Here is a 5559-nt window from a genome sequence, read left to right as displayed (position 1 = left end):
CGAACGCGGCCAAGGAAATCAAGGGCCTGATCGGCGATACGGTGGCGCGCGTGGACAACGGCTCGGCACTGGTGGGCCAGGCCGGGCAGACCATGGGCGAGATCGTGCAGGCGGTCAAGCGCGTGACAGACATCATGGGCGAGATCAGCGCGRCATCGGCCGAGCAAAGTTCGGGCATCGAGCAGGTGAACAAGGCCGTGGCCCAGATGGACGAGGTGACGCAGCAGAACGCGGCGCTGGTGGAGCAGGCCGCCGCCGCCGCCGGTTCGCTGGAAGACCAGGCCACGCGCCTGCAAACCTCGGTGGCCAGCTTCCGTCTGGCGCAGGCGGATGCCTTTGCCGGCTCGCGCATCGAAGCAGCGCGTCCCAAGGTGATCGCCGCGGCCAGGCCGGCACGGACCGAACCGTCCACGCATGTCGTCCGCCAGGAAGTCACCGAGGCCGCCGAGCCGGCGCCGGTGGACAAGGGGGGACGTGAGGGAGGCCGTGAGGGAGGTCGTGAAGCGAGCACGCCCGTCCTGGCCCGCACTGCCCGCCCCGCCGCGCTTGCCACGTCCGACAACGGTGACTGGAGCGCCTTCTGACGTCAAGCGCAAGGGTTATGCCGCCGGCCTCGGGCCGGCGGTGGCTCGCCGTTAGCGTCACTCAGCATCGCACATCATGACTACCGACATCACCCTGGCGCTTCCCGAGGAAGCCGCGGCCAAGCTGCGCTCCGAGTTCGAACATTTCGTCAAGCTCTCCACCGGGCTGGACAGCGAATTCAGCCCGCCAAGCTTTGACGATTTCCTGCGAGCGCGCCTGCTTCAGCATGACGGCCCGCTGACCGAGCGCGCCGTTACGCGGCTGCTGTCGGGGGGGGAGTACGCATGGGCCAAGCGTGTGTTCAACAAACAGCTGCCCAATGCCATGGCGACCCTGATGCGCGACGCGCAGCGCTTTGGCTACGGCCTGGCGACGCGCTACGAATGGACGCCGCAGGAACGCCTTGCGCATGCCCGTGACTGGTCCCGGCAGATCCTGGAGGACGCGGGGGCCGACCTGGCCTTCATCGAGCTCCTGGCGTCGCAGCTGGCCACCTCGGCGGTGGACATCCGTGCGCTCGAGGAGCAGATGCAGACGCCGGCGTGGCGAGTGGCGGAAAGCCTGCGGCGCCGGGTCTACGACCTCATGTACATGGTGCAGACCGAACGCATCGCGGGCACTGCCCGCTCGCGGCTGGGAGAGTTGCGAGCGGTGGTGGGGCTGGCCATGGACTATGGCACCGTGAGTGCCGAAGAGGCAGCGCGCGTCATGGAGCAGGTGGAGCAAACCTGTCCGCACCTGTTCAGCGAGGAGCCCAATGACCTGCTAGCAAGGGTCGCCGCATGGCTGCGCCGCGTGCTAGTGCAGTGACGTCCCTTTCGTCAATAGTGGAATGTGATTAGTGCACTTCTGGCTGGGGTGATCCAAGAGGCAGATTTAGAGTCTTTAATCTGTTACATACGCGTAACAGTTTTGATGCAAATCACATTACAAAGGCGTGACTTGTTACAAACTTCGTCTCCCATGTATGTTTCGTGCGACATTGCTGTACCCCAACGTTAGAGGGGATTGGCAGTCCGGTTGAATTGCCGATATAACTCTCACAGTCACACTTACACTCTGTAACACTTGTAACGTTTCGGATAAGTCTGACCAAGCGCAGTTCCTTAGTCGTACGCAGTACCCGTCGAACACGCACTCAAACGATCTGGTCGCCTTCAGCCTTCGGCTGCGGGTAAGCGCCGGACAAGCGGTCGAAGGGTTTTTGGTAGCGGGGAAAAATTGGAAAGCAGTGAAGTTCTCCAGGAGATCAGGGAGGTCAATCTCGCCTATCTGCTGCTCGCGCAACGCCTGGTGCGAGAAAATCATCTGGAAGCCATGTTCAGGCTTGGCGTCAGCAAGGAAATTGCCGACATTCTCGCCAAGTTGACACCGGCCCAGTTGGTCAAACTGGCAGCATCAAACATGGTCCTGTGCCGTTTCCGGTTCGACGACCATGCCTTGCTGTCGACACTCACCCATACGGCCAAGAGCCATGATATGCAGCAGATCCATGCTGCGATCCTGCTCGCACGGCAGCCCGTGGAGTCGCTCAATTGACCGCGCTCCTTCAGGCCCCGTCAGTCCGGAGTACCACGGCCACTCCGGTTCCCAATCGCAAGAGCGTCTTGCAGGACGCCAACCAGACCCAGCTCGCCATCGAGCTGATCGGCCTGGGGGCGCGCCTGCAGGTGCTCGAAGCCGAGACCACGCTCTCGCGCGATCGATTGATCCGCCTCTACAAGGAGCTGCGCGGCGCCTCGCCGCCCAAGGGCATGCTCCCCTTCTCGACCGACTGGTTCACCACCTGGTTGCCAAACATCCATTCCTCGCTGTTCTTCTCGGCCTATCAGTTCATGGTCCAGCAAGGCGAGACGGTGGGCATCCGCGCCGTGGTGGCGAGCTATCGGCTCTATCTTGAGCACGTATCGCTGCTCGAAAGCGAAATTGTCTTAAGTTTCACCCGTGCCTGGACGTTAGTACGGTTTTTCGAGAGCAACATGCTGCAGCTTTCCAGCTGCACGTGCTGCGGCGGGCAGTTCGTTACACACGCGTACGAGCCGCATGCGAATTTCGTTTGCAGCCTGTGCCGACCGCCCTCACGTGCCGGCAAGGCGAAGAAGCTCTCGAAGAACGTCGCTCCCGCGCAAGTTGTTGCCTGACTGAAGCGATTTGGACGAGACGTTACCAAGCGGATAGTCCGGGCACATGCCCGGGCTGCCGTTGGGAATCCTGTCGCCGTGCGCCGCGGATGCCGGAAGTACCCAGCATCCACGCGCATTCCCGTGGCAGCCTGCCAAGCTTACCAACGCTCAGGCAAGGCCTTCGCGGGAACTCGGGAGGAAACCCAGGCTTATTCGCCGGATCGCCGGTCCCCGCGTTGGAAGATCATCGATGCCGGGTCAATAAGTCTTCAAGTCTTGCCGTCTTGCGTCGTTAAGTCATAAGACTGCAAGGCTTCAGGACTCCAGATCACTGGGCCTTCAGGTCACTGGGTCTCGGGTCCGAGGGCGGTTTGCGTGGTTGGTGAGTCTTGCCGGGACGAGCGGTAAATCCGCTTCTCCCGGAGGGCGACCCTTGTGCGTGCCTGACGCGTGTTTTTCTGACGGGGAATCAATCGTGCTAGTTGTAATTGGCTTTGTTGTCGTAATGGCGGCGGTGCTTGGCGGATACGCCATGACCGGCGGCCATATGGGCGCGCTTTATCAACCGGCAGAGCTTGTCATCATCGGTGGCGCGGCAGTCGGCGCGTTTATCAGCTCCAACAACGGCAAGGCAATCAAGGCCACCATGCATGCGCTGCCGACGCTGTTCCGCAGCAGCAAGTACAGCAAGGCGCTGTACATGGAAGTGATGGCGCTGCTTTACGTCCTGCTGTCCAAGGCCCGCCGCGAAGGCATTCTGTTCCTGGAAAAGGAAATCGCGGATCCGGCGGCCAGCAGCGTGTTCAGCCAGTATCCGCGCATCCTCGCCGATCCGGGAATGATGGAGTTCCTGACCGACTACCTGCGCATGATGGTCAACGGCAATATGAATGCCTTCGAGATCGAGGCCCTGATGGACCACGAGATCGAGACCTTCCGCCACGAGGCCGAGGTGCCGGCGCACGCGCTGCACCGCGTCGGCGACGGCCTGCCGGCCTTCGGCATCGTCGCCGCCGTGATGGGCGTGGTGCATGCCCTTGCCTCGGCGGACCTGCCGCCGGCTGAACTCGGTGCGCTGATTGCGCACGCAATGGTCGGCACCTTCCTCGGCATCYTGCTGGCCTAYGGTTTCGTTTCGCCGCTGGCCGCGCGTATCGAGCACCAGGTGGACGAGAGCGTGAAGATGTACGAGTGCATCAAGGTCACGCTGCTCGCCTCGCTCAACGGGTATGCGCCGCTGGTGGCCGTGGAATTCGGCCGCAAGGTGCTGTACTCGACTGAGCGTCCATCCTTCCTCGAGCTGGACGACCACGTCCGCGAAGTCAAGAGCATTACCTGACGTAGAGGAGCGGCAGCGATGAGCAGTGAGCACGGTTCGCATCCCATAGTCGTCAAACGCGTCAAGAAAAGCGCTGCCGCGCATCATGGCGGTTCATGGAAGATCGCGTACGCGGACTTCATGACCGCGATGATGGCGCTGTTCCTGGTGCTTTGGTTGCTGAAGGCACAGACCCCCAAGGATCTGCAGCAGTTGGCGGAGTACTTTCGCACGCCGCTGAAGGTGGCGCTTGCGGGCGGCAACAAGAGCAGCCTGTCCTCCAGCGTGATCCCGGGTGGTGGCCTCGATATCACCCGCCAGGACGCGGAAGTCAGGAAGACCCCCGACGATGCCGTGCAGAAGGCCAAGGAGCGCCAGGAAAGCGAGCGTCTGCGCGCGCTCAAGAACCGGCTCGAGCAGATCATCGAGAATAACCCGGTGCTGCGCCAGTTCCGCCCACAACTGCTGCTCGACATCACCAGCGAAGGTCTGCGCATCCAGATCCTGGACACGCAGAACCGGCCGATGTTCCGCACCGGCAGCGCCGCGGTCGAGCCGTATATGCGCACCATCCTGCGCGAGATCGGCCCGGTGCTCAACGAAATGCCAAACAAGGTCAGCCTGTCGGGCCATACGGACGCCGCCAACTACTCCAACGGCGAACGCACGTACAGCAACTGGGAACTGTCCTCCGACCGCTCCAATGCCTCGCGGCGCGAGTTGATCGCCGGCGGCATGAACGAAGGCAAGGTGCTGCGCGTGATCGGCCTGGCCGCGACCATGCCGCTCGACAAGAAGGACGAGATGGCACCGGTCAACCGCCGCATCAGCATCGTGGTGCTGAACCAGCGCGCGCAGTCCCGGATCGAGGCAGAGAATGCCAGCGCCGCCGATGTTTCGGTGGCGGCAAAGGCCGGCGCAGCCGGCCAGGAAGTGCAGGCAGGCCTGGCGGCCGCCTCCGCCCCCGCAGCGCCGGCCGCATCGGCGGCGACTGCGCAGGGCAACGCCGCCGCGGCCCCGGCCAAGCCGGGCAGTGTTCAATGAAGACCGCTTGCCATGCAGGCAGCGGGCTTCGCAGCGAATTTCAGTGAGCCAGGACGGTTATGTCTGTCGATATCGATATCACACAGTTCTACCAGACCTTCTTCGAAGAGGCTGAAGAGCTCCTCGTGGAAATGGAGCAGCTACTGCTCGGGCTGGATCTCGAATCCCCCGATGCGGAAGAGCTGAATGCGATTTTTCGCGCAGCCCACTCTATCAAGGGCGGCGCAGCTACCTTCGGCTTCGCCGCCCTGACCGAAACCACGCACCTGCTGGAAAACCTGCTCGACCGTACGCGGCGGCGGGAACTGGCGTTGTCCCGGACCATCATCGACACTTTTCTGGAAACCAAGGACGTGTTGCAAGATCAGCTCAACGCCTACCGTAACGGTACGGAACCCGATCCGGAAACGCTGGCGCGTATCTGCGCCGTTCTTCAGCAACTGGCGCTAGAGGCTGCGGGCGGCGCGCCCGCGGCAGCGGCTCCCGCGC

General features: G+C 62.7%; 7 protein-coding genes. All 7 read left to right on the top strand.

What is annotated here, in order from left to right; genetic code table 11:
* Positions 1-584: methyl-accepting chemotaxis protein (locus AC1DN0_RS40010; RefSeq protein ID WP_477146551.1), on the top strand; the 584-nt coding region annotated here is incomplete at its 5' end.
* Between the two features lie 76 nt (positions 585-660).
* Positions 661-1395, top strand: a complete 735-nt coding sequence (locus AC1DN0_RS40005) for a DUF4088 family protein (RefSeq protein WP_276288383.1) — start codon at positions 661-663, stop codon at positions 1393-1395.
* A gap of 411 nt (positions 1396-1806) precedes the next feature.
* Complete coding sequence (gene flhD / locus AC1DN0_RS40000; protein WP_006162633.1) at positions 1807-2124, top strand: flagellar transcriptional regulator FlhD; 318 nt, start codon at positions 1807-1809, stop codon at positions 2122-2124.
* Positions 2121-2726, top strand: a complete 606-nt coding sequence (flhC, locus tag AC1DN0_RS39995) for a flagellar transcriptional regulator FlhC (RefSeq protein WP_276288384.1) — start codon at positions 2121-2123, stop codon at positions 2724-2726. The genes flhD and flhC overlap by 4 nt, the downstream gene beginning before the upstream one ends.
* Before the next feature lie 457 nt (positions 2727-3183).
* Entirely contained in the window at positions 3184-4047 is an 864-nt protein-coding gene (gene motA / locus AC1DN0_RS39990; RefSeq protein WP_035863296.1) for a flagellar motor stator protein MotA, read from the top strand.
* A gap of 18 nt (positions 4048-4065) precedes the next feature.
* Complete coding sequence (gene motB / locus AC1DN0_RS39985; RefSeq protein ID WP_477111318.1) at positions 4066-5070, top strand: flagellar motor protein MotB; 1005 nt, start codon at positions 4066-4068, stop codon at positions 5068-5070.
* 59 nt (positions 5071-5129) lie between these two features.
* On the top strand, positions 5130-5559 hold a 430-nt coding region (locus AC1DN0_RS39980), incomplete at its 3' end, for an Hpt domain-containing protein (protein ID WP_477115095.1).

It is taken from the genome of Cupriavidus sp. 05N39 (assembly GCF_056397325.1).
The sequence above is the reverse complement of the archived record's forward strand: the minus strand, read 5'-3'. Positions and strand labels throughout refer to the sequence as shown.

What these genes read in the sequence shown, in the direction of transcription:
- AC1DN0_RS40005 (WP_276288383.1), top strand. Translation starts at nt 661, where the DNA reads ATGACTACCGACATCACCCTGGCGCTTCCCGAGGAAGCCGCGGCCAAG.
- motB (WP_477111318.1), top strand. Translation starts at nt 4,066, where the DNA reads ATGAGCAGTGAGCACGGTTCGCATCCCATAGTCGTCAAACGCGTCAAG.